This is a genomic window from Mycobacterium sp. SMC-13, assembly GCF_045311035.1.
In the GTDB taxonomy this organism is placed as follows: Bacteria; Actinomycetota; Actinomycetes; order Mycobacteriales; family Mycobacteriaceae; genus Mycobacterium.
Window position 1 is genome coordinate 22,894 of record NZ_JBJIAI010000027.1, and the last position, 26,498, is coordinate 49,391.

Consider the following 26,498-nt stretch of genomic DNA (forward strand, 5'->3'; position numbering starts at 1 on the left):
CTTCTCAAAACCGTCTAGTCAACGAAATGGCTGCGCTGAATTACGCTGCTGTGCAACGTAACTGAGTTTATGCGCAGTGCCCGGTCGCATCTATTCAGATGCGGGCCGCGCAGGCGGCCATTGCGCGACTGTCACGACCGTGGCGAGGTTGGGCACAACATGGAGTTCAGATCGAGGAGGGAGACTCTCGCTAGGACTCATCGGAGTGTCGGTCACCTCCTTTGTGGCCACGACGCGCGCGGGCGCCTGTTCCGCCGCGGCCGCGACGGCCCCACCACCGCACCACCAGCACCGCCGTCAGCACTAGGGCGATCACCAACAGAACGGTGGTACCAAGGTCGGCCTGCCTATCGGTGTAGACCGGCAGTGCCCTTACCGCCCTGGCAGCTGCGGTGGCATCGACGAATAGTTGGCCGTCACAGCCGTACATCGTTCACGCCCTGTGTGTACGGCGCGGTTTGCCGTCAGTGGTCACTGTGCTCATGTTCATGGTCACTGTGGCCGTCGGCGGCGGCACCGCCGGCGCGGTGGGTGGGGCCGTGGGCGTGTTCGCAGTGCGGATCGGGATGGTCGCCAGCGACGGTGAGATTCTCGGCCGGGGCGTGGTCGACCTGAAGGGTGGTGTGTTCGATGTCGTATTCGCCAGCGAGCATGGTGGCCAGATCAGTGCGTACCGCGTGGCAGTCGTGATCAGTTTGGACCAAGACGTGTGCCGACAGTGCGGGCGACCCTGATGTGATGTCCCAGATGTGCAGGTCGTGTACCTCGACCACTCCATCTCGTCCGGCCATGGCCTGGCCGATGACGGCGGGGTCGAGGTGTTCGGGCGCAGCTTCCAGGAAGATGCGGTTTGCTGCGCGGACCAGTTCAACGCCTGCTTTGACCATGAGCACCACGACCACCAGCGACGCGATGGCATCGGCCCGGTCGAACCCGGTCAGAAGGACGACCACCCCCGCAATGGCGGTACCGATGAAGGCGAACAGGTCGTTGAGGATGTGCTGGAAGGCACCCTCGACGTTGAGGCTGGTGCGGTTGGCCTTGCTGATCATCCAGGATGCGGCGATGTTGACCACGATGCCGACTAGAGCGGTGCCCAGAACCAGGCCACCGGCGACCGCGGGCGGTGAGATAAGTCGCTGGATCGCCTCGTAGGCCAGCCAGATCGCCAACAGGATCAGGGTGAGGCCGTTGGCTTGCGCGGACAAGACTTCCGCGCGCTTCCATCCGAACGTCATCCGGCCGGCAGCCGGGCGTGTCGCGAGTCGAATTGCCCACAACGCCAAAGCAATTGATGCCGCGTCGGTCAGCATGTGGGCCGCATCGGAGATCAAGGCTAGCGATGATGCGATGAAGCCCACCGTAACTTCGCCGGCCATGAACACGACAATGAGAACGAGCGCCCCGGTCAGCCATCGCCGATCGGCGTCGGGCGATGCGCCGTGACTGTGTCCAGAGCCGCCGTGGCTGTGCCCGGCGCTCATCGCTGGGCCGTCAGGTTGTCCATTGCCCGACCATATGCATACATCGCGATATATGCAACTAATGGGGGCTTAACTGTCGGTGAATGCTGTCGGAGGTGCCGCATCGGCAACGCGCCGCGGTGGCGGATGCGGATTCGGCCTGCATTCCGAATCGCTGCTCTGACGCCGGGCTCAGCATTTCAGGGTGACGTACACCGTGGTCGACTTCTGGAGATTGGGTACTCCTGTCAGTGGATTCGCCGTGGGCTGTGGGGTGGTGCGCACAGGGCTTACCGAGGCCACCGAACACTGGTTGCCGGTCCCGGTTCCGATTTTGTCGATGATGACCTTGTTCCCCTGGGCCTGCAGGCTGAGGATTGTCTGCTGTGCTCCCGTCCCGGATGGCGCGGCGCTGGCGGTCGCGGCGCCGAATGTGATTACGGCGATGGTGGCGGTAGCGACCATCGCACTGACCGTCGCGGTGCGGTGGGTATCCATGATGCTCTCCATTCGAAGTCGCTCTTCCCCGCAACAGGCTGACTGGGTGGATGTTTTTCGAACGCTGTTGCGATACATCGATTTTCAACCGCGGGGTTGATGCCGGTCAACGAATTGATATGTCATACAAATGTTTTGATATCTACGCGGCAGCCGCCTGGTAACCGAACGGCGCTCCATGGGCCGTGGGGCCTCGGGGCCGTGCACGTGCAGCACGACGGTCGCACGGCGATGGGCACTTCCCGCGCCCCGCCGGTTACTGGAAGACCGGCGGGACATGTGTCGACTCCTGGCATGGTTCGCCGGCGCCGGGCTCCGTGGGAGGTCGACGCTCGTCACCGTCTCTCGTGCATGGGCTCCGGGCGGCGGTCATGCGGGCAGTCGCGGGTCCCGCGGTCTAGGTGTGGGCAGTGTTCAGTGGTTGTGGGATCGCATGAATCGTGCCGGCTCTAGCGCTCGGTTTCCGAGGTGTGCTGAGCCCTTAGCACTCCACGCCGACGAAGACGGGCGGCTTATTGAGTTTTGACCCGCGGGTCATCCTGGAGGACTGCGGGGTCCGGACCGGGGTCACTCTCGTTACCGTGCACTGTGAGAGTGCGTCGTCGCCTTGTTTGCTGATAATCGGGTGGCCGCCCTGCGATTGGATGCGGGCAATGGTGTCAACGGCTCCGCCGCCTGCCGAGGGGGCCGCGACAGCGGTCCCCGACCCCCCTAGTGCGAGGGCGGCGACGACACTCGCGGTGCAGAGGCCGATGGTGCCGGTTGTTCTCTTACCCATAGTGTGCTCCTTGTTTGTGACAGACGCCTGTGTGTCGTCATGCCGCCGCCGAAATATGTTGTGGTAGTTGGATGTTGGGCAGCTGGTGCCTGGCGCGACGATGAATTCGTATGTGGCACAGGCTGACCAGCTTTGGATCGGTTCGCCGTCCTTGTTGTGATGGGGATTGCCCGTGCTGATCCGGCACGGTCGCTCGGTTCCGCGTCGCCGCAGATGTTTCCCGGGTGTGGTTCAACGCAGCGTTCAAATGCGTTGGACCAAAAGGTTCTACGTTGAGGTTTCGTCCATCTGGCTATCGCGACGGTATTTCTCGTGGCAAAACGACGTCAATGCTCGCGGCGGGACGCATAGAGGATTCATATCGCCGTCGGCAGTTCGGGCTGGCGCGCTCGCGAGCGTTGCGCGGGTTCGCGTCAAAGGTGCTGGCAGAGGCGGTGTTTTGCCTCGGTGCGGTGCCCGGCTCGCTGACGGGCCGAGTGTGCAACGATTGCGCCCCGGTATTCTCGGAATTCGCTATGAACTACGTGACAGCTACGTAGTTGGGCTTCATTGTTGAAGGATGAGTCCGTTCGCGCGTTGTCCGCGCCCTCTGTGAGCTCCAGGCTGGGGCCGTGGCCTGCGATGACCGGTCGAACGCCGATCGTTCCTGCGGTCGATGGCCGCCGTGGATGCACGCTGGGTGATTGGGACTACATGCAGGTACACCGGGTCTCTGCTCGCAGGACGTGTAGACGGCAGCCCGCGCCGCTGTGGGGGTGATCCTGGACCTGTCGTTGCTGTCGGGACCGTTCGCGTCAGTGCTGCAGGTGGTGGCGTTCGTTGCGGGGGCCTGGCTGCTATGGACAGTGCGGCGGTCCGCTCCGGCTATGGTTCTGGGGGTCTGCGCGATCTCGGCGGCGGTCCTGACGGCTGGGCTGGTATTCGTGGTGCGCCACGTCTGGCACCTGTTTCCCGATCAACTTGAACCACCGGTATATGGCTGGCTGGTGGCCGCGGTGATGGCTCTGACCCTTATGGTGGCTGCCGTTGTCGTCGATTGGCGTTGGAGGCAGACAACACTGACCGTCATTGCCGGTGTCCTGGTCCTGGCCGGCTGCGCCAACCAGATCAACCGCACCTTTGAGGCGTATCCGGCGCTGCGCGACGTCTTCGGCGCCGTCCCGGATAACGAGGTTCCTTTCACTGAATTGTCCCGCCCGGCAACTGGATACCGCGCGGGACGTCCCATTGACGCGCATTGGCAACCACGGACTCTGCCGACCGGGCCGGGGCGACTTGCCACGGTGCGCATTCCCGCACAGGTATCGGGTTTCGCCGCACGCCCCGCCGAGGTCTATTTTCCACCTGCATATTTCGCCGACCCGCGACCGGCGCTTCCTGTGCTGGTCCTCATTTCCGGGCAACCAGGAGGGCCGCGCGACTGGATCGCCGCGGGGCGGCTGGCCGCCATCTTGGACAGGTTTGCTGCTGAACATCATGGCCTCGCGCCGGTGGCCGTCGTTGCTGACGCGACCGGTAGTCGGTTCGCCAATCCTCTGTGCCTGGACTCGAGGCTTGGCAATGCTGCGACCTACCTTGGTGTCGATCTGCCCGCGTGGGTCAAGAAGAATCTCAGTGTCGACACAGATCCGAACGGGTGGGCAGTGGCCGGGTTCTCCTACGGCGGTACCTGCGCCCTGCAATTGGCCACCAACTACCCTGGTGTGTACCCGACGTTCGTTGATATTGCCGGTGGCATCGAGCCCAGCTTGGTGGATCGTCGAAGTACGGTGGAGGCCGCCTTCGGTGGCGACGCCGCTGCGTTTTCCCAAGTCAATCCGCTTGACCTGTTGCAGTCCCGGAGGTATCCCGATTCCGCGGGAGCGATCGTCGCGGGCGCTGGCGACGACGAGTCCCGAACGGCTGCACGAACCGTCCTACAGGCGGCCCGCACCGCCGCCTTGAACGCGCATTACACCCAAGTGCCGGGCAGTCATGACTGGGGCGCTGCGCGAGCGGCGCTCGACCGCGAATTGCCATGGCTAGCAACACGAATAGGACTCATTGCCTGATCAGCCCCCGCCGAGACCTCCATCTGTAGTTGATTGCATCGGGTGCTGAATCGAGTGTCGACCGGGGCCCCGTTCGACCGGATGCCAGCGCCGCGGATGTGATTCGGGTGCGACTCTACGGGCGGGTTGATGAACATCGACAACGTGTCGTGCCCATCGGAAAGCCTGTCGCGAAGGCGCGCTCGCAGGTCGTCGATGGTTCAATGCAGAGTGTTGTTGAAATGGCACCGGCTGGGCGCCGACGACCAACTGTCTGCTGCAGTGCTGCCGATGGCGCACTTACCGCCGGAACGCTAACGGTCCGGGACCCGGTCGCCGCGGGTTCTCGGCCCGTAGACGCCGAATCGGCGATATTGCACGGTGGTGGAATCCGAGGGGTGCCGGCGGCTGGCGGAAAGGCCAGTTTCGATCATTGATCGTCTAGTTGCTGGCCTTTTGTAGTAGTGGTAGCTGAATGCGGAAAACCGTTCCACTGCTGTTTGATTCGACACTCACGGTTCCGTCGTGTGCGGCGACGATGGAGGCGACGATGGCCAGGCCGAGTCCGGTGCCGCCGACTTCTCGTGACCGCGCGGTGTCGGCGCGCACGAATCGGTCGAACAAAGTCGGTAGGAGGTCCGCGCCTATTCCGGGACCGTTGTCGGACACAGTCAATTCCGCGTGGTCGGTGCCGGCGGTCACGGAGGTGGTGACGGTCACCCCGGCCGGTGTGTGGATACGGGCGTTGACGAGGAGGTTGCTGAGCACTTGGTGTAGGCGGGCAGGGTCTCCGCGTACCCACACCGGAATGTCAGCGATGCGGCGGCGCCAGTGGTGACTGGGGGAGGACACAGCGGCGTCGTTGACCGCGTTGATCGCTAGGTCGCTCAGGTCGACGTCGTCGGATTCGAGGTCTTGGCGTTCGTCGAGGCGGGAGATGAGGAGCAGATCTTCGACGAGTCCGGTCATTCGGTAGGTCTCGGATTCGATTCGGGCCAGGGCGTATTCGGTGGTCTCGGGCAGAGTGGCGCTGTCCTGGCGGGTCAGTTCGGCGTAGCCACGGATGGCGGCCAGCGGGGTCCGTAGTTCGTGGCTGGCGTCGGTGAGGAACTGCCGGGTCCGGCGGTGCGACGCAGCGGCATCTGCCAGTGCGGCATCGACGTTGTCGAGCAGCTTGTTGAGCGTGTCGCCCATGATGCCGACTTCAGTGCGGGGGTCGGTGTCTTCGGGCCGAACGCGTTCGGTGATGCGGTGGTCGTCGTGGTCGAACTGGCGGGTCGCCACCTTGGCGGCCGTGGAGGCCACGCGGCTCAGCGGCCGCAGGGCGAAGTTCACCACCGTCAGGGTGCCGATAGCGGTCAGGACGATGGAGATGCCGGTGATGGTCGCGACGATGATCGTTTTGCGGGCCACGACCATGGTGGCCGGCCCGAGGGAGACGCCAGAAACCAGCACGTCGCCGCCGCCCGCGTCCTCCCCGGCTAAGCGGTACCAACCCAGCTGGGGGAGTTTGACGGTGCGTGGGCCCAGCTTCGTCCATGATTGTGCGCCAATGGCTTTCACCACGTCGGGCTCTGCAGGTTTGGGTTCGCCAAAGGGGAATACGGCTGACTGTGCAACGACGCCGTTGTGCACGACCGCGATGAGGTTGCCGGGGGCTTGGCCGCCGAACGCGGTCAGGCCATCGGCACCGGCGTCGATCGGATGAGCGGGGTCTCCGCGTTTGATCTGTAGCCGGTCATACGAATGGCCGAGTGCATCGAGCGAACGGGCGAGCTCCCCGTCGCTGGTCGCACTGACGTAGCTGTTGAGGCTGTATACCGACAGCACGCCGACGGTCAGCAGAGCCGCGGTGACCACCGCGGTCACACCGAACGCGAGCTGCCTGCGCAAGGTCCGCGGTCGCCACCACGACCTTCGATTCATCGGTACCTCACCGGACTCACTGCACCGCACGCGGCGGCTTAGCCGTCAACTGCGGCCGGACGCAGCATGTAGCCCACGCCACGCACTGTGTGGATCATCGGATCGCGATCGGTGTCGATCTTCTTGCGCAGATACGAGATGTAGAGGTCGACGATGCTCGACTTACCGCCGAACCCGTAATTCCACACCCGGTCGAGAATCTCTCCACGGGGGATCGCCCGGCGCGGGTTACGCATCAGGTACCGGAGCAGCTCGAACTCTGTGACGCTCAACGCGATCGGCTCACCGCCACGGGTCACTTCGCGGCTGGCGCCGTTGAGCACCATGTCACCGACCTTGAGCACCTCGTCGGACTCCGGCGCCAGGTGGCTGGACCGGCGCAGCAATCCGCGCAGCCGGGCCACCAACTCTTCGAGGCTGAACGGCTTGGTCATGTAGTCGTCGGCACCGGCGGTCAGTCCGGTGACGCGGTCCATCACGGAGTCGCGCGCGGTCAGGAACAGCGTCGGGGTGTAGCCCTCGCCCGCCCGGACCCGCTGCAGCAACTGCAAGCCATCGGTGTCGGGCAGCATGATGTCGAGCACCACGAGGTCCGGTTCCATCTCGCCGAACTTGGTCACCGCGTCACGGCCGTTGTGCGCGACCTCGACGACCCAGCCTTCGTAGTGCAAAGCCATCTTGACCAGGTTGGTCAGCGCCGGCTCGTCGTCGACCAGCAACACCCGGATGGGAGATCCGTCGGCACGTTCCATGCGCGGCAACTGGCCGAGCACGGCCGCCCGGCGATGGCGCGCATGTGTCGGCGCCGACATTGTGGTCATTGCTCCATTGTGTTGAGAACACATTTGGCTGTCACCGAGTTCATGCCGAGTTCACATTTTCGGTATGACCTCCATCACCCTGACACTGGGCGCCATACGGCGAGAGTCGTTGTTCCGCACATATTTTCACTGCGGGATTGCAGCGCGAAATTTGCGTTCTCTATGCATTGGTGAATCCTGCTTGACCGCTTCGGTGGGCGATAAATATTCTCGCACTTAGCAATTGGTGACACTTCCTCGTGGGGTCGCCGGTCGCTTTATGAATCACGCTGTTGTGCAACTAGTTTCGACTGTTGGTCCCGACGATTTCAGCGGTTCTAGGTGTCGGAAAATTACGCCCACGGACCCACCACATTTCCATCGAGAACGGAACTCGGCATGCTAGAAACCGCCCCGCCGGCAAAGGGTTTGCGCGCCATCCTGCGCTATGACCTGCCAGCGTCTCTTGTCGTATTCCTGGTGGCACTGCCACTGTCGCTCGGCATCGCCGTCGCATCGGGCGCTCCGATCCTGGCCGGCATCATCGCCGCCATCGTCGGTGGCATCGTCGCCGGTGCGATCGGCGGCTCGCCGCTGCAGGTGAGCGGCCCGGCCGCGGGCCTGACGGTCGTCGTGGCCGGACTGATCGCCGAATTCGGCTGGGGCGTGACGTGCGCCATCACCGTCGGCGCCGGCATCCTGCAGATTCTGTTCGGCCTGAGCCGGGTGGCCCGCGCCGCGCTGGCCATCTCGCCGGTCGTCGTGCACGCCATGCTGGCGGGCATCGGCATCACCATCGCGCTGCAGCAGATGCACGTACTGCTCGGCGGTGCCTCGAAGAGCTCTGCCTTGCAGAACATCGAAGGACTCCCCGCACAGCTGATGAACATCCACGGCCCCGGCTTCCTGCTCGGGATGCTCGTCATCGTCACGCTGGTGGCGTGGCGCTGGGTGCCGGCGCCGATCAACCGCATCCCCGGTCCGCTGGTCGCCATCGTCGGCGTGACGGCGCTGTCCGTCCTGTTGCCGTTCGACGTCAAGCGCATTCAGATCAACGGCTCGCTGCTGGACTCGCTGTCGCTGCCGACCCTGCCCACGGGTGACTGGGACGGCATCATCGCGGGCGTGCTGACCGTCGCCCTGATCGCCAGCGTCGAGAGCCTGCTGTCGGCGGTCTCTGTCGATCGCATGCACAACGGTCCCCGCACCAACTTCGATCGGGAACTCATCGGCCAGGGCACCGCCAACGCCATCTCCGGCGCCATCGGCGGCCTGCCCATCACCGGCGTCATCGTCCGCAGCTCGACCAACGTCCTGGCCGGCGCCAAGACCCGCGCCTCGGCGATCCTGCACGGCGTCTGGATCCTGGCGTTCGCGGTGCCGTTCGCCGGTCTGGCACAGATGATCCCGACCGCGGCACTGGCCGGTCTGCTGATCGTCATCGGCTGCCAGCTGGTCAAGAAGGCGCACATCGAAACCGCCCGCCGCACCGGCGACATCGCGGTCTACGTGATCACGGTGCTCGGCGTCGTCTTCCTCAACCTGCTCGAAGGTGTGCTGATCGGCCTCGCCCTGGCGGTCGCGCTGACCGTGTGGCGCGTGATCCGGGCCAAGATCGTCACCGAACACATCGCCGGCAACGACTGGCGCATCGTGATCGAGGGCTCCGTCAGCTTCCTGTCGCTGCCGCGGCTCACCTCGGCGCTGGCGTCGGTGCCGTCGGGCTCGGACGTCACCATCGAGCTGTCGGTCGACTTCATCGACCACGCCGCCCACGAGACCATCGACGAGTGGAAGCGCCAGCACATCGCCGGCGGCGGTTCCGTCGAAATCCACGAGCACGGCACCGCCGAGCTGCACAACGCGGCCGCCGGCCCGCCGACCCGCACCTTCACGCCGTTCGACAAGCGGTCGGGTGTCGTCCCGTGGAAGTCGCAGCCGCAGACCAACTCGGTCATGGACGGCCTGGAGACCTACCACCGTCGCACCGCGCCCGTCCTGCGCCCGCACATGGAGGAGCTGGTTCACACCCAGAAGCCGCAGACGCTGTTCATCACCTGCGTCGACTCGCGGGTCGTGCCCAACGTGATCACCAGCAGCGGTCCCGGCGACCTGCTGACGGTCCGCAACGTCGGCAACATGATCCCGGAGGGACGTGCCGACGCCTCGATCGAAGCGGCCATCGCCTTCGCCGTCGACGTACTCGAAGTGTCCTCGATCGTGGTGTGCGGCCACTCCAACTGCGGCGCCATGACCGCACTACTGGATGGCGTCCAGGGCGGCAGTGCCGATCGCAATGAACAAGTGCGCTCCTGGCTCGAGCATGGCGACGCCACGCTGCGCGCCTTCGACCAGGGGCGCCACCCCGTGGCACTCGCCGCGGCCGAAGAAGGCTTCGGCATCGTCGACCAGCTGTCGATCGTCAACGTCGCCCTCCAGGCACAGACCCTGGCCGCGCACCCGCTGGTCCGAGATCGGCACCGCGCCGGGAACCTCGAGGTGATCGGCCTGTTCTACGACATCGGCACCGCAGCCGCCCTGCGGGTGACGCCGGCCGGCGTGGACCGGCTGATCGAGGTGGCCGAGTAAGACCCGATTGATCCTGCGCCCAGGGCCGTCGACCGCGACGGCGGCAGGCCCTGGGCGCAGTGCCATGTCCGGATCGGTTTCAGCTCAGCCGCAGTCGCAGCACGCCGACGGTGTCGTCACGCTCATCGGATCGACTAGAGCGAGCAGATACTCGACCTGGCCCGCCAACAATCCGTTATCCGGCCACCCCTTTGCATCCTGACGCCCATCACCTGCCGTCCGACGACGCCAGCGCAACAGACTCAGCCGAGTCCGTGCCGATCGACATCCCACAACGTCACCGGTGACTTGGCTGCAGGTCATAGGCGGGAGTCGTCGAACAGGTGGCGGTCGAAGAATCCGATCCCGCGCGGTTTTCGGTGCGGGATTTCTTGTGCCCGTGGAGGTTTCGGCGGGCGGTTCAATGGGTCGAGAGTGGAAAGATGTACCTCGCGCCGTCGCTTAGCCGGTTACCCGCAGCCGATACGGGGAACAAACCGGCCGACAGCTTCGCAGTAGTCGCGGTAGGCCTGGCCGTGGGTGGTGCTCAGATACGGCTCCTCGACGACACGGACCTGGAGCTCGATCGTGACGAGCAGCACCGCGAACGCGGCCAGCGCGAGCGGGTTGGGGTTCATGAGCGTGATGCCGGCGGCGAAGATCAGCATGGCGGTGAAGATCGGATTGCGTACCAGCCCGAAGGCGCCGCGGCGCACCAGCGGCGTTGTCTCATCGGGGTCTACGCCGATGCGCCAGGAGTCGCCCATGTCACGCTGGGCATACAGGGTGGCCGCGATCCCTGCGGTTGCGAGCGCTGCTCCGGTCGCCTGCATCCACGTGGCGTGCAGGGTGCTCACTGGGGTGAGGAAGCCGAGTAGCTGTAGCAGCGGTGCGGCTACGCCGGCGACGATCGCGGCGATGAATCCGACGCCGGCCCACCATTGCAGCGAGCCCGGGCGTCCGTGGATTCCGCGGAATCCGGTCGAGCCGGTGTGGCGGTATTGGGTCCAACTGCGCCACCCGAATCCCAGTGCGGCGAAGAGTAGGTAGAGCATGAGCGCGGTGAGTGGCATCAGCGTGAAACCTCCTGCCCTATAAGGGCGCGGCTATTTTGCGGCGAGTGCTTCGTCGAGTGCCCGGGTGAGATCGTCATAGGTGCGCGGACGGATACGGGTGCCGTTGAGGAAGAAGGTCGGGGTTCCCTGCACGCCCAGGGACCGGCCGTCGGCCACGTCGGCTTGGACTCGTTCCAGGGTGGCAGGATCGCGGTAGGCCGCGTCGAACGCAGTCAAGTCCAAGCCGAGTTCTCTTGCGAATCCACGGAATACGTCATCGGCAGGCGTTTGTTTCTCGCCCCATTGCGCCTGCGTGTCATACATCTTGCGATACATCGGCTCCAGCTGGCCTTGCTGGGCTGCGGCCTCGACAGCACGAGCGGCCCGCTCGGCGTTGGTGTGTGCCGGCAGGGGGAAGTAACGGATCACGAAATTCACCCGATCCCCGTATTGCCCTCGCAGCTTTTCAATTTGCGGATAGACCGCACGGCAACCCTCGCATTCGAAATCCAGGAATTCGACGAACGTCGCGGTGCTGCCAGGCACCGTGTTGAGTCGGCGACTGTTCTCGCGCTCCACCTGGCCGACCTCACCGCTGTCGGTCTGCGCTTGTGGGGTCGATTCACGATCGGGCATCGACCGATAGGCCAGCACGCCGATCGCCATGGCGGCGACAACAAGAGCGGTCAGCAGGATACGGCGGGCTCGTGTCATTTCAGCACCCCTCCCTCGCCATATCAACATACATTAGAATGTTGATATGGACGAGCGATCAATGGACACCTGCGACTTGTTGTGCCTCGATCTGCCGCACGCCGAGGCGATCCGCACCGGACTTCCGGATCTGGCGCGGATCGAGCCGACGGCGGCCGCGGCCCGAGCATTGGGGGACCCCACGCGCCTGACGATCGCCGCAGCCTTGTTCGACGGGGAAGAGATGTGCGTGTGTGACCTGGCGTGGGTGGTCGGGGCCCCGCAGAATCTGGTGTCGCATCATCTGCGTCAGCTCAAGGTCGCCGACATGGCCACCTCGCGCCGTAACGGACGACTGGTGATGTATCGCCTCACCGCACGCGGGCGCGCTCTGACCGAAGCGGTGCTGGGTGCATCCGCGCGACTGGAGGCAGATCGTGTCTGATGCATGCTGCGGTCCACAGGACGCCGAACCGGAAGCGGGACCCGACCAACTCTGGCAGGTGCGCGAACTGCAACTGGCGGTTCTCGCCGCGGCGCTGCTGGTCGTTGGCTGGCTGGTGTCACGGGCCGGGCACGAATCCTGGTCGCTGACAATCGAACTGGTCGCCGCGTCGGTTGCGGCCTCGACGTTCGTCCCCGACGCGGTCCGCAACCTGCGGCGCGGCCGTATCGGCGTCGGCACGCTGATGACGATCGCCGCGGTCGGCGCGGTCGCGCTCGGGCAGATCGCCGAATCGGCACTCCTGGGAATCTTGTTTTCGATCGCCGAGGGGCTCGAACACTATGCGGTCACCCGCACGCGCCGCGGCTTGCGGGCGCTCCTGTCGCTCGTGCCACCGACGGCCACGGTGGTCCGTGACGGTCGCGAAATCACCGTAGCTCCCGACGATCTGGTACTCGGCGACGTGATGGTGTTGCGGCCCGGTGAGCGTGCCGCCACCGACGGAACCATTGCCGCCGGCCGAACCAGTCTGGATCTGTCGGCGATCACCGGCGAGTCCGTTCCGGTGGAGGCGGGCCCCGGCAGCCAGGTGCACGCCGGGGCGATCAACGGCGGCGGTGCCATTGAAGTCACGGTAGGCGCGCTGGCGTCCGACAGCTCGTTGGCCCGCATCGTGCACATCGTCGAGCAAGCCCAGGAGCACAAAGGCGCCGGCCAGAGACTGGCCGATCGGATCGCCAAACCGTTGGTGCCGGCCATCCTGATCCTCGCCGTGTCGATCGCCGCCATTGGTGCGCTGCTGGGCGATCCGATGCTCTGGATCGAACGCGCGCTGGTGGTGTTGGTGGCGGCCTCGCCGTGCGCACTGGCCATCGCGGTGCCGCTGACGGTGGTCGCCGCCATCGGTGCCGCCAGCCGTCAGGGCGCTCTGGTCAAAGGCGGGGCCGCGGTCGAAGAACTCGGCCGCATCAAGGTCATCGCGCTGGACAAGACCGGCACCCTCACCCGAAACAAGCCACAAGTCGTCGCGACCGTCGCTGTCGACGGCGTCACCGAGGCGCAGGCGCTGCGCACCGCGGCGGCGCTGGAAGTCAGGAGCGAACATCCACTCGCCCAGGCAATTCTGGATGCAGCCGGAAATGAGCCGGTACCGGCCAGCGAGGTCACTGCGATCGCCGGCCACGGCATCCACGGCCAGATCGACGGCGCCGCCATCCGTCTGGGCAAGCCGAACTGGATTTCACCGGGCCCTCTGGCGAATGACGTCACACGTCTACAGGCCGCCGGAGCCACCGTCGTCGTGCTCGAACGCGATGGCCAGGTCATGGCAGCCATCGCCGTTCGCGATGAACTGCGACCGGAGGCCACGGAAGCGGTACGACTTCTAGACCAGCTCGGCATCGAGGTGGCCATGCTCACCGGCGACAACCAACTCACCGCCACCGCACTGGCCACCCAAGCCGGCATCGCGACCGTACACGCTGAACTGTTGCCCGAAGACAAAGCCGGCCTGCTGCCGGAATTGGCGCGCGGACGGGCCATCGCCATGGTCGGCGACGGCGTCAACGACGCACCCGCCCTGGCCACCGCCGACATCGGAATTGCCATGGGCGCCATGGGAACCGACGTCGCAATCGAAACCGCGGACGTCGCGCTGATGGGCGAAGACCTCCGTCACCTGCCGCAGGTTCTGGCACACGCACGACGGGCCCGGCGCATCATGGTGCAGAACATCGGGTTGTCACTGGCCATCATCGGCTCGCTCATTCCGCTCGCCGCGTTTGGGGTTCTGGGTCTGGCCACGGTGGTGTTCATCCACGAGTTCGCCGAAGTTCTGGTGATCCTCAATGCCATCCGCGCCGCACGCACCCAGTCACTTCCCGGGATCACCGAGCAGGCGAGCCCGACGCGTGTTCGTCAGTCTGTCCAACCAGCTGCTCCGGAACAGCCATCTTTGGATAGCTGTTGCGGCGATGAACCGCATCAGCCGGCACCCCGGGCGCGCCGTAATCTGCTGGCGCCGCCGCCGGAGGAAGCATGCGCCAACGGGTGCTGCGGGTCCAGCGCGCAGACCAGCACCGACGACCACACGGCGTATCGAAGGGGTCAGTGAACGCCTCCACCGGGCGACGCAAAACGGCCCCGTCGCGGCGACGGCAAGCCAATTCGAGCAGAGTCGCTTGATCAGCTCTGCCGCGCCAGGGACACCGGCGTATGTACAAAGCGCCCTTTATGGATGTCATCGTTGGACGCATCACGCGAGCCACGGCTGGTCACGCCACGGCTCGCGTTGGTGTGCGACGCCGAGCACTCCCCGCCGCGCTGCGTGACGAACTTGAATATCGGTAGGCCGTTCGACGGCTCGATCGGACTTGAAAATCGCTGCATCAACACGCTGTTGCGCATCTCGAAAGAATGCATGCAGCGGTACGAAGTCTCTTGCATGAGCTCGCCGGTTTTGGCGGCGTCCGAGCTCACCGTGTTGGCAAAGCGCCGGATGCCCTTTCGGTCCGCAACCTAATGGTGACCTCGCCGGTGGCCGTATCCGTGGCTCTCACCACCGAACAGTCCACCGAGGAACCCGCCCTGGTGTGCAGGATACGGGGATTGTGGATAGCCGGGCTGGGAGTATTGCTGCGCTGGAGGCGGTTGCGACGCGGCATAAAACTTCGCCTCAGCCTGAGCGAGCTGTTCAAGTTCGCCGTGGTCCAGAAAGATGCCTCCACATCCGGTGCACTGGTCGATTTCAACGCCGAAACGCGGAATGGGCAGCATCTGCGACCCGCATTTGGGACAGAGCACAACAGGCTTGGCGCTCGGACTATTCGGTGGTTGCGACACGTTGGATTTCCTCTCCACAAGTGATGCGAACAACTTCAATAAATTGTAACATGCGCATATAAGCATGGATGGATGCTTGTGGTCCACAGCCGCTCTTTGGCGCGTTGAAATGACATGCCCCTGGAGTGGTCGCGGCAGGCCTCGCGGGGTGGTGTTGGCGAACCCACCGATACGCCGTATGAATTCGATCCTCGTGAGGTTTGCCCGATGAGCATTTGCGACTGTTGGATACAAACCGGTAGCAATGGGGCCGCGATCGGTGCGATGCGTACATCAGGGACTCGGAAGAGTGGGCGCAGCCCCCGGCTCTGACAATGCGTCGGCGGGATCAGGCAGGTACTGGCTCAGGCCCTGCGGGATGTTGGTTCCTGGCGGCGGTGCGGTACCCGGCATCGGTTCGCCGAGTTGCTGCTGAGGCAGCTGTGCGAGCAGTCCGCCTTTGAGCCGGCCATCGCGGTACATGTCGATGTAGCGGCCCAGCCACTGGCGGGCAGTGACATCGGCGTTCTCCTGACCGGGCTCGACCCCGAACTGCTGGCATTGTCCGGGCGCCGACGGCGTGAGGCACTCCTGCTGACCGTAGGCGTTGTTGAACACGTTCAGGTTCGGTGGAGTTCCTGGTCCCACACTGGGTGCCGACGGCGCCACGTTCTGGCCCAGGACGTCCGAACGGCTGAGCCCACTCGTCCCCTGCGGTAGGCCAAGTGCCCCGGCCACCGGGGTCGAGGCGGTGCTCTGCCCGAAGATGTTCAGCCCGGCCGGCCCTAACGGGACACCAAAGCTCGACTTCGGCTCGCCGGCCAACGGTCCGGGTGCTGCCTCGAGCGTTGATGGTGGTGCGCCGGGGTCTGTGGGCGGCGCGGGCGATGCCGCTGTAGAGGGTGCCGCGGGCGGGGCGTCAGGGTCGGCCGCCGCGACCGGCGATAGAGCGATCACCGTTGCCGCAGTAAAGATTCCAGTAGCGACAATGTTGGACATGGAGCCGCCTTCAGACGCTCTTGGTGACGCCGTAATACGCCACGATGTCATCGGTGTCCGTTGTCGTGCTGGTGAGTGTGGCGTAGGACCGTAGGAAAGACTGACCTACGCAACCATCGACCTTGATATGGATGTCTTTGAGGGTCACACGCGCCGGGGCGGCCTTGAACGATTTCTTGTCCACCGGGACACGGATCACCTGACCGGGCTTGGGGTGAATTTCGATAGTTCCCGACATTGGGAAGCTCACCCCGGTGGGGATGAGGTTCGCCAGTGATCCGTTGGTTGAGGCGCCGACCTGGCCGATCAGGCGAACCTGACCAAGCTCGATCCCGCAGCCGATCTCGTAACCGACTTCCAGAATGCCGCCGTTGAGTTTGGTTTTACCTCCGCCGGTGACGGTGCCGGTAAAGGTGCCGCCCACCAGGTATTCACGAGAGGAGACCGCCGTAGTCAGCGGTGCTACCGGCAGTTCACTCTCGTTCTGCGCTTTCACTGTCAGGACCCAGCCGTCGGGGGTGGTGACGGCGACCGGGTCAGCTGAGGCCGCTACGCCATTGTCCAGCGGCGGGCCGCCGTCGGCGGAAGTGTCCGGCGGCGGCGCTACAGGCGATGGGCCCGGGTCGGGTGCTGGCGGATCGGCCAGGGCAGGTGGCGCAGTCGATATGGCAAGTACCGCGCAGGCTGCTGCTAATGCGACGAAGCGATTCAACATGGGGTTGATAGGACTCTCGTGGCCAATCATTACGGCAGTGAAACGAGGAAACCGTTGTCGGGTAGTCGAATTCGAGGGCGCTCTAGTCATACGGCCTTTGTGACACCCAAGTAGGTGATCACGTCATCGGTGTTATCGGTCGAGCTGGTCAAGGTGGCGTAGGACCGGATGAACGACGGTCCCGCGCAATAGTCGGTCTTGATCCGCACGCCGGTCACGCTGATGCGGGTTGAGGTGCCTTTGAACGTTTTCTTGTCGATCGCTACGGAGGTCACCGTCCCCGGCTTGAGGTAGACCTTGCCCTGCAGGCTCACACCGGTGCCATCGCCGATACCGCTCAACGCCGGGGTGAACGGAATTCTGATTGACGGCGTGAAGCTCGCGCCCGGGTTTATCTCACCCTCGTCCGCTACGATGCCACAGCCAATCTGCTCACCGACCTCCAAGGTTCCACCACTGAGCTCGGTTGTGCCGTTGCCGGTCACACTGCCGGTGAAGGTTCCCGCGACGAGGTACTCGCGGGAAGTGATCGCTGTAGTCAAGGGAGCGACGGGAAGCTGAAATTCGTTGCTGCCAGCCACCGACAGGTGCCACCCGTCGACGGTCTCGAGCCGGCCCGGCGGCGCGGATGGGACGGCACCGTCCACCAGTTGCGGAGGAGCCGGACTGACCGCCGGCGGCACTGGTTCGTTCGGGTCTGCGGCCGCGCAAGGCCCGATCCCCGAAGCGAGCAGAACACAAACAGCGAGCGCCAATACGGCATAGCGGTTCAACATGAATCTGAACGTGCCTCTCGTGGTCAATCATCAGGTTTGACGCGGACACCCAGCTACGCAGAGTCGCCGTCGTGGCGTTCGTGCGATCGACCGATGTGCGCTTCGGCCCGTATCCGCTCGACCATGTGCGGGTAGTGCAGCTCGAACGCCGGACGCTCCGAACGGATCCGGGGCAGCTCGGTGAAGTTGTGCCGCGGCGGCGGGCAACTGGTGGCCCACTCCAGGGAGTTGCCGTAGCCCCACGGGTCGTCGACCACGACAGGCTCGCCGTAACGCCAGCTCTTGAACACGTTCCACACGAAGGGCAGCGTCGACACACCGAGGATGAAGGCACCGATGGTCGAGATCACGTTCAGCGTGGTGAAGCCGTCGGTCGGCAGGTAGTCGGCGTAACGACGCGGCATACCCGAATCACCCAGCCAATGCTGGACCAGGAAGGTGGTGTGGAAACCGATGAACGTCAGCCAGAAGTGCAGCTTGCCCAGACGCTCGTCGAGCAGACGGCCCGTCATCTTCGGGAACCAGAAGTAGATGCCCGCGTAAGTGGCGAACACGATGGTGCCGAAGAGCACGTAGTGGAAATGTGCGACAACGAAATACGAGTCCGTCACCTGAAAGTCCAGCGGCGGGCTGGCCAGCAGCACGCCCGACAGACCACCGAGCAGGAAGGTGATCAGGAAGCCGACCGAGAACAGCATCGGCGTCTCGAAGGTCAACTGCCCCTTCCACATGGTGCCGATCCAGTTGAAGAACTTGATACCGGTCGGGACCGCGATCAGGAACGTCATGAAGGAGAAGAACGGCAGCAGGACGGCGCCGGTGGCGTACATGTGGTGCGCCCACACGGCGACCGACAGGGCGGCGATACCGAGCGTCGCGTAGATCAGGGTGGTGTAACCGAAGATCGGCTTGCGGCTGAACACCGGGAAGATCTCCGACACGATGCCGAAGAACGGCAGCGCGATGATGTACACCTCGGGGTGCCCGAAGAACCAGAACAGGTGCTGCCACAACAGGGCCCCGCCGTTGGCGGGATCGAAGATGTGCGCGCCCAGATGGCGGTCAGCGGCCAGACCGAACAGCGCGGCGGTCAGCAGCGGGAAGGCCAGCAGCACCAGGATCGAGGTCACCAGGATATTCCAGGTGAAGATCGGCATGCGGAACATCGTCATACCCGGGCAGCGCATGCAGACCACAGTGGTGACCATGTTGACGGCACCGAGAATGGTGCCCAGACCACCGACGGCCAGGCCGACGATCCACAGATCGCCACCAGCACCGGGCGAGTGGATCGCATCGGTCAGCGGCGAGTAGGCGGTCCAGCCGAAGTCAGCGGCACCACCGGGGGTGATGAAGCCGGCGATGGCGATCATCGCGCCGAACAGGAACAGCCAGAACGAGAACGCGTTCAGACGCGGGAACGCCACGTCCGGGGCGCCGATCTGCAGCGGCAGCACCAGGTTGGCAAAGCCGAACACGATCGGGGTCGCGTAGAACAGCAGCATCACCGTGCCGTGCATGGTGAACAGCTGGTTGAACTGCTCGTTGCTCAGGAACTGCAGTCCCGGCATGGCCAGCTCGGTGCGCATGAACAGCGCCATCAAGCCACCGATGAAGAAGAACACGAAGCAGGCAACGCAATACATCATCCCGATCAGCTTGTGATCGGTGGTGGTCACCAGCTTGTAGATGAGGCTGCCCTTGGGGCCCATACGTTCCCGGAACGGGCGACGAGCCTCGAGTACTCCGATTGGGAGCGCTTTGGTTACCACCAGATCCTCCAAAAGTGCCGGTCTGTCACCTCGTACCAACCGCCGGTTCATGGAACCGAAACCTACGTAGAAACATAGTAGATCCGACCAAGCGCCGATTTCATGGTCCGGAGCTCAGCCCCAGGTCACCAGCTCAGCCAAAGGCAAATTCATACCCAGTTCAAATCATTTGTATCCCATGAGATATCGCCCGAATCGATTCGCAATCGCTTCTAACAAACAGTGTCGCAACGCATTTCAACTCTTGCGCTGATCGCCACGCGAACGACGAGACACGGCGCAGGCGCAGCAGGCCCTCCTCAGACTCCAAACCGAATGCAAGCAGACTCCAAACGGATGGTCAGCCTCGGCAAGAACTGATTCAGATCAATCAAGGGTCGGGGCTCTCGCCCGATGCATGCGACGCGCTGCCAACCGCCGATCCTCCAGAAGACACCGACTCGGCAGCGAACCGCCACGGGGTGCGCGGCACGTGAAACTGCGTATTGCAGCAGGCTGGAAGCGCAGGCAACCCGAGCAGTGTCAAACCCACCCCATGCACCAACCCCCTACGTGAAATAGTCCGGTAAATCGAACTGCACCGCACCGACCTCCGGCAGTCGTGTCCCGTTGGCCTGATCCTGTAGCGCGGATCGAGGCTCCAACGCCTCGATATATCCCGTACGGCCGGTGTGCCGCCACGCGAGACCCCCTCGCCACTGCGTCAACGTCGAAAGGCGGTGGCATGCAAGGCGTGGGATCTCACCAAGAGTCGGCGACGACTCTCTCTTTGTGTTGTGCAGCCTCATGGAACCTCTTCGGAATCAGACATTCGAACCGTAAGCGTGGCTACGCAGACCACGAAGCCGCGAATCCACCTCAACACCAAAGTATTTGAATCTGTGAGGTTCCGACACCACCCAAGTTGCAGAGAAGGTAGGCCTCATCCGGCGAGCACCAATCGGATCAACGGCCCCCGGCTGGCCGCTTCGTCGAGTCGCTGGCAGTGGTCACAACGCCGATATCGTGGCTGGTCTAGCACCGACTAGGCTATTGGCGGAGAGAGCCGGGAGGGCAGGCATGGCGCGCGTGCGGGGCTTCGGTGAACTGGAAGCTGCAGTGATGGATCGCCTGTGGAATCGAGAGTCCACGGCAGACACGTCCGTCCGCGAGATTTTTGAAGAACTCTCCACAGAGCGCACTATCGCGTACACCACCGTCATGTCGACGATGGATAATTTGCACGGAAAAGGCTGGTTGACGCGCTCTCGTAACGGAAAGGCCTACCTGTACCGCCCCACCCTTACCAGAGAAGAGCACAGCGCTCATCTGATGCGGGAAGCGCTGAGCGGCGGTGGGCGGTCCGACATGATTTTGAGTCACTTCGTGGAGCAGATCGATTCGGACGAGTCGGCCGATCTACGGGCCGCGCTGCGCCGGCTGGCACGCCGCACTGCCCGCAAATCGGGTCCGCGATGAATGCTGCGGCAGAACTGCTGCTCTATGCTGTGGTCGTTCTGGTCGCGGGGCCTTCGCTGCTCCTCGAGCTCACCGCCAATGGTGCCGCACCCCGTCTTGCCATCGTCACTTGGCTCACCGCGATTGTCGGCGTCATAGGGTCTTTCACCGCCGCGATTTGTCTGATGATTGTCGAAGCGGCCGGCCACTGGGGCAGGCCGGACGAACTGCTCACGTCGTGCCTGCAGCGCCTAACCGCCATTCTTCTGGGCCACGGCGGCCAGATCCCCCAAGCGGCAAGCGCCGTCGCAATCACTACTGTGCTGGGAGCCCTGGTGTGGACGGGCGGGCAGATCGCGCGATCTTTACGCCGAACGCGCGATCGCACGTTCGCCCACGCTGAGGCGGTCCGGCTGGTGGGCAGATCCACCACAGACAACGTCGTCGTCGTCGACACCAAGCAAGCTGCCGCCTATTGCGTCGCCGGACGCCCGCCTGCGATCGTCATCACCACCGCAGTACTGGCTGCCCTCGACACCAGGCAACTGGCGGCAGTACTGGCGCACGAACGCGCACACCTGGACGGTCGCCACGCACACATCGTTGCGTCGATGCGAAGCCTAGCCGCGATTCTGCCCTTCTTCGCTCTGTTCACTGAGGGTGCCACACGCATCACCACATTGCTGGAGATGTGCGCTGATGACGTTGCCGCGCGCCGGCACGGACGCCGGACTCTTCTGAGTGGTCTGCTGGTCCTCACGCGGGCGAGTCCCTCCCACGCGCTGGGAGCGGCGAGCATCGCCGTCCTCACACGTGCGCGACGCCTCACAGACCACCGGGGCGCACTGAGACATTTGCGCACCTACCTGGCGTTGCTCACCACGGCTTGGGCGCTGGCAGCTGCACCACTGAGCGTCGGAGTATTAGCGTGCGTTGGCATGCTTCCCTGCGCTGCCTAGCCCATTTGCCTTGAGATGTTGCGGTTTGACTGGGCAGCGATACGACGGTCATGGTGTCGGCGCGTTCGTAGAAGCCTTCGATCGCTACTGCGTCGTGCATATGCGATGTCATGATCCCGATTCGTAGTTCGTGAAATTATCCCGCGTAAGCCACGGTTTCGGCCACGGGCTGCAGGCAGGGCTTGCTTGAGTTCGTTCCTCTTCGGTCCGGTGCCGACGACACTATCGGCATTCGAAGTCCAGATCAGGCTGTTGACGCCTCTCGGAAGCCCCGGGTCGACCACGGCTCCTCCTTGATGCAGGTGGTGGTTCCGGCCCCTCGAACGGCCATGTTGGTAGACGTATTGTCGATCGAGAGCAGAATCCCTTTGAGCGAATCGATCTCCGCATGCGGGCCAGCCGATTTCGGGTCGAGCGCAGAAACAGGTACCGCGTGCGAAACCTGTCGTGTCGGACCCCGCAGACATAATCGACACCATGGATATCTACGAGTTCGTTGTTGATCGAAACGGAAGAAATCTGAAGGGAGTTGTACCGGGGGAGATTCTCATCGATGCTGTAGTGCTTTCACTGCAGAGTGCCGACCCTGACGTTTCGTCCGAACGCCAAGAATGGCTGCGCCGCGAGGTGGCGGACTACATGGCCAAAGACTCCGTGACCCCGCGCTATCCCGTCATGTTTTTCCAGGACGGCGGCGACACTGTCTCGGGAACGGTGACGCTGACCCGCCTCTCCGGCTCCGTCCCGCCCATGCAGCCGCCACCACAACTCACCCGACCACACGTGGAGCGGTCCAACGAGTGGGAAGGTCTGCTGTACCAGCAGATGTACCGATACCTGCGCGGCCAGATCGAAGCCGGTATCTACACGGTGGGCGCCCAGCTACCTGACCCAGACCAACTCGCCTGGCACTTCGGGACGACGTCGTCCAATGACAGCCGCCAAGCGTACGTCCAGCTCGTAACCGAAGGCCTAGTGACGGTTCACGGTGACGGCAACTACACGGTCGCTGCAATGACACCCCCACCCGTGCAGACCATCGAGGCCGCTGTCGACCGGCTCGACGCGCTCGAAGCGTCCGTCAACGAGGCCTTGGTAGCGCTGCGCCGACTGCGCGGCGACCTCGCCGGCGTTCAAACACCGCAGTGCGGTCAGTGGTGGCAGGTGCGTTCGCTTGCCAAAGGCGCCGACCCGGTCTACACCTCGGAGGCGGTGTGCATTCGCGACGACGAATCCGGAGATCTGCAGTGGCTGGCGATGATCAGCAATACCTGGGTCAGAAAACCTCTGAACTCTTTCCAGCCACTGCGCCGCCTCAGCTACATCCCTGACTGGTCCAGCGAAGAGCGTTGGCCCACCATCACGTCCAACAGCCGACGCCCCGAACAGACTGGCCAGGCCGCCGCAACCACGTCGTTGCCCGGTATCGCCTACAGCTCGACCGGCGAGCAACACAACGCCACCGGCAGCTTCGAGCACTACGGCCCCGAGCAGTGGACCGAAGGCTTCTTCCAATAGCGCTGCGGCCTGCCTCGAGTATTCAGGCAAGGCAAAGGAATTCGCGAGAACAGCCTGGCCAGACCGCAGCGGCAAACCATCGCCTGCTCGAGGCAATCCAGTTCAGCGCCAACCCGGGCGAAGCCAGAATGTCCGCCCCGGACTCCGTGTTTTTCGCGTTGTCCGGCATCAACCCACACCAGCTATCCAACACCGCAATGCAACCGCCGCGCGGGCCTCAGTCGGTATCCTTTGTTCGCAAACATCGACGTCGTCACTGCGGGTGGGGGGAGATATGAGCAAGCCCGATCAGCAGCGGTCAGGCATGCCGGAGGCCGTCTCCACCACCAAGACGACAGTGAAATCGGCCGCCATCAAAAAGGCAGCCGCGCGCGCGACCGCAGCCTCGACGAAGCTGGAGGACCGGGCCGTACCAGCCGGCCACGTTCGCTCCATCGGCGTCAAAACCCTCCTGGCGCAGCGCCAGGCGCGCAAACTGATGCCCTAGCGGTGTGTTCGCCGGTCACGCTCAACGGCGGCGTTTCGCCCTGGGAGCGGACGGTGTGGACGTCGGTGCCGGATCGAGCCGTTCGCTCGGGTGCTCAGGCCCGGCGTTCCGCCGCGATGTGTCTCCCATCCAACGACCCGAATCAGGGCATGTACGGAACGTGCGACCGCATACCCGCGGGAATGCCGGTACGAGCTGATCACCGCATGCGGCAGGGGAACCCCGGTAACACAGGGGCGTCGCGAGTGTGTGGCGCCCATGCACCGGTGAGATGAACCACACGCCCGTCGTTTCTTAGCAGCCGACAGTATGGGCGCGGCGACGTTTGGACTGTTGACAGTGGGGATTGACTTGGCACACTACGGCGTGTGCCTATTCGCCGCGCTGAACTGATCGAAACGTATGGACAAGCCATCCTGTCGGGCAACGCCGCGGTGTTTATCGGAGCGGGTCTGTCGCGGGCTGCCGGCTATCCAGATTGGGGAGGACTACTTGCCCCGATGCAGACGCGGTGTTCGATCCCGTATCACGCAGATCTGCCGTTGGTCGCCGAGTACATAACCCTGGATGCAGCAAATGGTGGCCGCCAAGCACTTGAATCGCACATTATCGCAGCGATGGCGACCGTCGACCCTAAGCCAACTTCAAGTCATTTCGATCTGAAAAGGCTTGCCATCAAGGAAATTTGGACCACCAACTACGATCGGCTCATCGAAACCGCGATCCCCGAGGCTGTCGTCGTGGCCGGCGACGACGCCATTCACCACATCGCATCGCAGCGCCGGGCCATCATCAAGATGCACGGAAGCATCAGCCCTTGCGGCGATTGGGAGCAACCTCCGATCATCACCCGTTCTGATTACGAACGCTATGAGACTGAACACCCCCGCACCTGGACGGTGCTCCGATCGTCCTACATGAGCCGCACCATGCTGTTTCTCGGTTTCAGCTTCAGCGATCCCAACGTCGAGATTCTGCTCAGGCTGGCCCGTACCCTGGGCACGGCTTCGAGTGACCGGCACATCGCGGTGATGAAACCACCGACCGGCGCGGAGGTCACTGCCGACGACATCCGGCGTTACCACCTGCAGATCGGGGATCTGGAGAACAGCGGCATCACCGTATGCGAAATCGACGACCACGCCGAAATTCCTGACCTTCTGGCCGAACTCGTGCTCCGCACCAGACCTGCTCACCTGTTCGTCTCCGGCAGTGCGGGTCTCAATGAGGACGCGACCGCCGAAGAAGAGGAAGAAGTCGTAGGCCCGTGGTGTGCTGCGATCGCGCGCCTGCTCGTTGATGAAACGCATTGGACAATCGCCAGCCTCGGCGGCCGGGCCGGTTGGTGCACCAGCCGCGATGTTGCCCGCACACGACGCAAAGAAGGCACCTACGACCCGGCCCGTCTGGTCATTCACTTCCGCGGAAAAAGCGCTCGCCCGGTAGTGCCCGACGAACGCGTGGGGACATCGATCTACACCGACTTGTCCCGGGAGGAGCTCGTTCCCAGCGTGCTCGATCAGTGTCGGGCGTTGATTGCGATCTGCGGCGGCGAGCGCACCGCGGACGAAATCGCCTGGGCAAACGAGCAACGTGTGGCAGTGATACCGATCGCAGCGTCGGGAGGAGCCGCTCATCAGTACTGGCTTGACCACGAGAGGACGCCACCGAATATCGGCAGCCGCCCCGTCGATCTGGGCACCTGGGGACGGCTCAATGACAGCGACCCCCACGTGGCTGCCCGCGCAGCCAAAGCACTGCTTGACCAGGCCATGTATAAGACAACCGGCTCGTCGTGACCCGCGTGTCACACCCAGCTCGTACAGTGACAGCCATGGAGCAGGATTACGTGCGGCAGGCCGCCATCGTCATGGCGTCGCTGGAACTGCTGCCTGCCCAGCCCAGCGATCTGACCGGCATCCTTCGCGACCCCGATCAGTTCCATGCGCTCATCGATCACGACGCACAATCCTACGAATCTGAGCTTGTCGAATACCTGCGCAACAGCATGGATCATTCGCGGATTGAATACTGGCACAAGCGGATTGATCGACTGATGATCAGCGAGGTGGCCCACCCGGTGCTCGCCACGGACCTGTCGGGCGGGCCGGCCTACCCGGCTCGGCTAGCGCAGTGCTGGGATGCGCCTCCGATACTGTTCGCCACCGCCGACCTCAGCGATCCGCGCGACACGGTGGCGATCATCGGGAGCCGCGAGGCCACCACTGAGGTGCTGACGCAAACCCGGGAGTTAGCAGCGCAATTGGCCGCCGACGGCGCCACCATTGTGTCGGGCCTGGCGATGGGGGTCGACGCCGCCGCGCACGAAGGTGCACTGGCTGTAGGCGGTCACACCATCGCCGTCCTCGGGACCGGGATCACCCGCATCTACCCCGCGCAAAACGTCGATCTCGCACAGCGGATCCGCCACGCCGGCGTCTTGGTCTCCCAGTTCGCACCGCATGCGCCCCGAACACGCACCTCATTCCTGCGCCGCAACCACGTGATCGCAGGACTCAGTGAGGTCAGCATCATCATGGCCGGCGAGTCGCGCAGCGGCAGCCGCCACGAGATCGAGCAGGCCATGGCCTATGGACGCACCGTGCTGATGTGGGCGCCAGAGCTCGAACGCCATCTGTGGGCCTGCCGACTCGCCGAGACGGGCCGAGCGGCGTTCATCTCCCGCGCAGACGATGTACGGGATGTCCTGCAGGAGAACCAACTCTGATCGATCACCTTGACCGGCACCTGCGAGAGCT

22 protein-coding genes are annotated in these 26,498 nt (G+C 64.0%); 10 read left to right on the plus strand and 12 right to left on the minus strand.

The window, feature by feature from the left end; genetic code table 11:
• Positions 1-464: 464 nt before the first annotated feature.
• Positions 465-1,484, minus strand: a complete 1,020-nt coding sequence (locus ACJH6I_RS27050) for a cation diffusion facilitator family transporter (protein ID WP_064985880.1) — start codon at positions 1,482-1,484, stop codon at positions 465-467.
• A 171-nt stretch (positions 1,485-1,655) separates the two neighbouring features.
• The gene (locus tag ACJH6I_RS27055; protein WP_131810265.1) at positions 1,656-1,961 is read right to left on the minus strand and encodes a hypothetical protein; all 306 of its coding nucleotides are present in this window, start codon (positions 1,959-1,961) and stop codon (positions 1,656-1,658) included.
• Positions 1,962-3,605: 1,644 nt separating this feature from the next.
• Here ACJH6I_RS27055 and ACJH6I_RS27060 point away from each other — a divergent pair.
• Complete coding sequence (locus tag ACJH6I_RS27060; protein ID WP_131810267.1) at positions 3,606-4,790, plus strand: esterase family protein; 1,185 nt, start codon at positions 3,606-3,608, stop codon at positions 4,788-4,790.
• Positions 4,791-5,210: 420 nt separating this feature from the next.
• Here the strand turns inward: ACJH6I_RS27060 and ACJH6I_RS27065 are convergent, their stop codons facing one another.
• Both ACJH6I_RS27065 and ACJH6I_RS27070 read right to left on the minus strand, forming a co-directional pair.
• Positions 5,211-6,695: an ATP-binding protein gene (locus ACJH6I_RS27065; protein WP_064985929.1), complete on the minus strand. Its 1,485-nt coding sequence runs from the start codon at positions 6,693-6,695 to the stop codon at positions 5,211-5,213.
• Between the two features lie 38 nt (positions 6,696-6,733).
• Positions 6,734-7,516 (minus strand): response regulator transcription factor, encoded by a 783-nt coding sequence (locus ACJH6I_RS27070; RefSeq protein ID WP_064985889.1) that lies wholly within the window; start codon positions 7,514-7,516, stop codon positions 6,734-6,736.
• A gap of 378 nt (positions 7,517-7,894) precedes the next feature.
• Between ACJH6I_RS27070 and ACJH6I_RS27075 the strand changes: the two genes are divergently transcribed.
• Positions 7,895-10,084, plus strand: coding sequence for a bifunctional SulP family inorganic anion transporter/carbonic anhydrase (locus tag ACJH6I_RS27075; RefSeq protein WP_064985892.1), 2,190 nt, complete (start codon positions 7,895-7,897; stop codon positions 10,082-10,084).
• Positions 10,085-10,533: 449 nt separating this feature from the next.
• Here the strand turns inward: ACJH6I_RS27075 and ACJH6I_RS27080 are convergent, their stop codons facing one another.
• Both ACJH6I_RS27080 and ACJH6I_RS27085 read right to left on the minus strand, forming a co-directional pair.
• A complete protein-coding gene (locus ACJH6I_RS27080; RefSeq protein ID WP_064985894.1) occupies positions 10,534-11,136 on the minus strand; it encodes an isoprenylcysteine carboxylmethyltransferase family protein in 603 nt (200 codons plus the stop codon).
• Between the two features lie 33 nt (positions 11,137-11,169).
• Positions 11,170-11,832: a thioredoxin domain-containing protein gene (locus tag ACJH6I_RS27085; protein ID WP_064985897.1), complete on the minus strand. Its 663-nt coding sequence runs from the start codon at positions 11,830-11,832 to the stop codon at positions 11,170-11,172.
• Positions 11,833-11,878: 46 nt separating this feature from the next.
• Here ACJH6I_RS27085 and ACJH6I_RS27090 point away from each other — a divergent pair, with 46 nt between their 5' ends.
• Positions 11,879-12,256, plus strand: a complete 378-nt coding sequence (locus tag ACJH6I_RS27090) for a metalloregulator ArsR/SmtB family transcription factor (RefSeq protein WP_064985900.1) — start codon at positions 11,879-11,881, stop codon at positions 12,254-12,256.
• Entirely contained in the window at positions 12,249-14,369 is a 2,121-nt protein-coding gene (locus tag ACJH6I_RS27095; protein ID WP_064985930.1) for a cation-translocating P-type ATPase, read from the plus strand. Before ACJH6I_RS27090 ends, ACJH6I_RS27095 begins: the two co-directional genes overlap by 8 nt.
• Positions 14,370-14,440: 71 nt before the next feature.
• Here the strand turns inward: ACJH6I_RS27095 and ACJH6I_RS27100 are convergent, their stop codons facing one another.
• From ACJH6I_RS27100 to ctaD, 6 genes are all read right to left on the minus strand, one after another.
• Positions 14,441-14,734, minus strand: a complete 294-nt coding sequence (locus tag ACJH6I_RS27100; protein ID WP_064985904.1) for a hypothetical protein — start codon at positions 14,732-14,734, stop codon at positions 14,441-14,443.
• A 39-nt stretch (positions 14,735-14,773) separates the two neighbouring features.
• A complete protein-coding gene (locus ACJH6I_RS27105) occupies positions 14,774-15,058 on the minus strand; it encodes a zf-TFIIB domain-containing protein (RefSeq protein ID WP_268793892.1) in 285 nt (94 codons plus the stop codon).
• A 312-nt stretch (positions 15,059-15,370) separates the two neighbouring features.
• On the minus strand, positions 15,371-16,075 hold the full coding sequence (locus ACJH6I_RS27110; protein ID WP_406784828.1) for a hypothetical protein: 705 nt from the start codon (positions 16,073-16,075) through the stop codon (positions 15,371-15,373).
• Positions 16,076-16,085: 10 nt separating this feature from the next.
• The gene (locus tag ACJH6I_RS27115) at positions 16,086-16,790 is read right to left on the minus strand and encodes an MspA family porin (RefSeq protein ID WP_064986735.1); all 705 of its coding nucleotides are present in this window, start codon (positions 16,788-16,790) and stop codon (positions 16,086-16,088) included.
• A gap of 86 nt (positions 16,791-16,876) precedes the next feature.
• Positions 16,877-17,566, minus strand: a complete 690-nt coding sequence (locus tag ACJH6I_RS27120; RefSeq protein WP_064986736.1) for an MspA family porin — start codon at positions 17,564-17,566, stop codon at positions 16,877-16,879.
• A gap of 53 nt (positions 17,567-17,619) precedes the next feature.
• Positions 17,620-19,278, minus strand: coding sequence for a cytochrome c oxidase subunit I (gene ctaD / locus ACJH6I_RS27125; protein WP_406784849.1), 1,659 nt, complete (start codon positions 19,276-19,278; stop codon positions 17,620-17,622).
• A gap of 1,119 nt (positions 19,279-20,397) precedes the next feature.
• Between ctaD and ACJH6I_RS27130 the strand changes: the two genes are divergently transcribed.
• The 6 genes from ACJH6I_RS27130 to ACJH6I_RS27155 all read left to right on the plus strand — a co-directional run bounded on the left by ACJH6I_RS27130 (position 20,398) and on the right by ACJH6I_RS27155 (position 26,467).
• A complete protein-coding gene (locus ACJH6I_RS27130) occupies positions 20,398-20,796 on the plus strand; it encodes a BlaI/MecI/CopY family transcriptional regulator (RefSeq protein ID WP_064986737.1) in 399 nt (132 codons plus the stop codon).
• Entirely contained in the window at positions 20,793-21,734 is a 942-nt protein-coding gene (locus tag ACJH6I_RS27135) for a M56 family metallopeptidase (protein ID WP_064986738.1), read from the plus strand. The genes ACJH6I_RS27130 and ACJH6I_RS27135 overlap by 4 nt, the downstream gene beginning before the upstream one ends.
• A 561-nt stretch (positions 21,735-22,295) precedes the next feature.
• Entirely contained in the window at positions 22,296-23,252 is a 957-nt protein-coding gene (locus ACJH6I_RS27140) for a GntR family transcriptional regulator (protein WP_064986739.1), read from the plus strand.
• Positions 23,253-23,526: 274 nt separating this feature from the next.
• Positions 23,527-23,739 carry a hypothetical protein gene (locus ACJH6I_RS27145; RefSeq protein WP_064986740.1) on the plus strand — a complete coding sequence of 71 codons (213 nt, stop codon included), beginning with the start codon at positions 23,527-23,529 and terminating at the stop codon, positions 23,737-23,739.
• 368 nt (positions 23,740-24,107) lie between these two features.
• Complete coding sequence (locus ACJH6I_RS27150; protein WP_406784829.1) at positions 24,108-25,538, plus strand: SIR2 family protein; 1,431 nt, start codon at positions 24,108-24,110, stop codon at positions 25,536-25,538.
• Positions 25,539-25,588: 50 nt separating this feature from the next.
• Positions 25,589-26,467, plus strand: a complete 879-nt coding sequence (locus ACJH6I_RS27155) for a DNA-processing protein DprA (RefSeq protein ID WP_406784830.1) — start codon at positions 25,589-25,591, stop codon at positions 26,465-26,467.
• Positions 26,468-26,498: the final 31 nt, after the last annotated feature.

Bases quoted from the DNA above. Each gene is read 5' to 3' on its own strand.
- ACJH6I_RS27065 (WP_064985929.1), bottom strand. From the start codon at position 6,695: ATGAATCGAAGGTCGTGGTGGCGACCGCGGACCTTGCGCAGGCAGCTC.
- ACJH6I_RS27070 (WP_064985889.1), bottom strand. From the start codon at position 7,516: ATGACCACAATGTCGGCGCCGACACATGCGCGCCATCGCCGGGCGGCC.
- ACJH6I_RS27130 (WP_064986737.1), top strand. From the start codon at position 20,398: ATGGCGCGCGTGCGGGGCTTCGGTGAACTGGAAGCTGCAGTGATGGAT.
- ACJH6I_RS27110 (WP_406784828.1), bottom strand. From the start codon at position 16,075: ATGTCCAACATTGTCGCTACTGGAATCTTTACTGCGGCAACGGTGATC.
- ACJH6I_RS27075 (WP_064985892.1), top strand. From the start codon at position 7,895: ATGCTAGAAACCGCCCCGCCGGCAAAGGGTTTGCGCGCCATCCTGCGC.
- ACJH6I_RS27120 (WP_064986736.1), bottom strand. From the start codon at position 17,566: ATGTTGAACCGCTATGCCGTATTGGCGCTCGCTGTTTGTGTTCTGCTC.
- ACJH6I_RS27080 (WP_064985894.1), bottom strand. From the start codon at position 11,136: ATGCCACTCACCGCGCTCATGCTCTACCTACTCTTCGCCGCACTGGGA.
- ctaD (WP_406784849.1), bottom strand. From the start codon at position 19,278: ATGGGCCCCAAGGGCAGCCTCATCTACAAGCTGGTGACCACCACCGAT.
- ACJH6I_RS27145 (WP_064986740.1), top strand. From the start codon at position 23,527: ATGAGCAAGCCCGATCAGCAGCGGTCAGGCATGCCGGAGGCCGTCTCC.
- ACJH6I_RS27135 (WP_064986738.1), top strand. From the start codon at position 20,793: ATGAATGCTGCGGCAGAACTGCTGCTCTATGCTGTGGTCGTTCTGGTC.
- ACJH6I_RS27055 (WP_131810265.1), bottom strand. From the start codon at position 1,961: ATGGATACCCACCGCACCGCGACGGTCAGTGCGATGGTCGCTACCGCC.
- ACJH6I_RS27060 (WP_131810267.1), top strand. From the start codon at position 3,606: ATGGTTCTGGGGGTCTGCGCGATCTCGGCGGCGGTCCTGACGGCTGGG.
- ACJH6I_RS27115 (WP_064986735.1), bottom strand. From the start codon at position 16,790: ATGTTGAATCGCTTCGTCGCATTAGCAGCAGCCTGCGCGGTACTTGCC.
- ACJH6I_RS27085 (WP_064985897.1), bottom strand. From the start codon at position 11,832: ATGACACGAGCCCGCCGTATCCTGCTGACCGCTCTTGTTGTCGCCGCC.
- ACJH6I_RS27050 (WP_064985880.1), bottom strand. From the start codon at position 1,484: ATGAGCGCCGGGCACAGCCACGGCGGCTCTGGACACAGTCACGGCGCA.
- ACJH6I_RS27090 (WP_064985900.1), top strand. From the start codon at position 11,879: ATGGACGAGCGATCAATGGACACCTGCGACTTGTTGTGCCTCGATCTG.